This window comes from Rhizobium sp. 3T7 (genome assembly GCF_020166565.1).
GTDB lineage: Bacteria > Pseudomonadota > Alphaproteobacteria > Rhizobiales > Rhizobiaceae > Rhizobium.
In genome coordinates this window covers 1-787 of sequence record NZ_JAIQXS010000061.1, presented here as the reverse complement: position 1 = coordinate 787, position 787 = coordinate 1, and the positions used below count along the sequence as shown (strand labels likewise).

Here is a 787-nt window from a genome sequence, read left to right as displayed (position 1 = left end):
ACCCGGTCGGGGAGGCGCGCTCGTCCCCTCAGGAGACGCCGTTGAAGTCGCTTTCGGTCAAGTTGTAGTTGCCCTTCAGCATCAGCACGAAGTCGGCATCGCTATTGCTGTCGACATTGCCGTGGATCACCGTGAACTCGTTGCCATCAAGCACCTCATGGGTGACCACCACCTGGCCGGCCGCCGTCAGCGAACCGCCTGATACGAGCGAGAAGTGCTGCACGCCGGCACTGCCCGTATTGGCGTCGATGGCCGAAAAGTCGATCTTGTCGCCCGGCTGGAAGCCGTGGATCGTGTCGCCATCGGCAGCCGCCGCCGACAGGAAGCGGAAGGTGTCGTTGCCGAGCCCGCCGTCCATGACGTTGACCGCAGCCGTTGCCGTGATCGTGTCATGGCCGGAGCCGGTGATGACGTTCTCGAAGCCGTAGACGACATCCGTCCCGGTCGAGCCTCCCGACACCTGGCCACGCTGCATGAAGCCGTTGCCGAGGTCCACCGTCAGGTTCGCGCTCGCCACCGCATAGTCCAGCGTGTCGACGCCCTCGCCGCCCCAGTACTGGTCGTCGCCGTCGCTGGCAGAGGCGATGATCCCGTCATCGCCGGCCCCACCCCAGATCTGGTCGTCGCCAGCCCCGCCCTCGATGAAGTCGGAGCCGCCCTCGCCATGGATCATGTCCTTGCCGGCATTGCCGAACAGCATGTCGTCGCCAGCCCCGCCATGCAGCTCGTCGTCACCGGCGCCGCCCGTGACGCTGTCGTTGCCGTCGCCAGCCGTCACCACGTCGTC

The 787-nt window shown here is 66.2% G+C and carries 1 protein-coding gene; it reads right to left on the bottom strand.

Annotated features, from left to right (window positions below; translation table 11 throughout):
- Window positions 1–28: 28 nt before the first annotated feature.
- Window positions 29–787: calcium-binding protein (locus K9B32_RS28835; RefSeq protein ID WP_224568805.1), on the bottom strand; the 759-nt coding region annotated here is incomplete at its 5' end.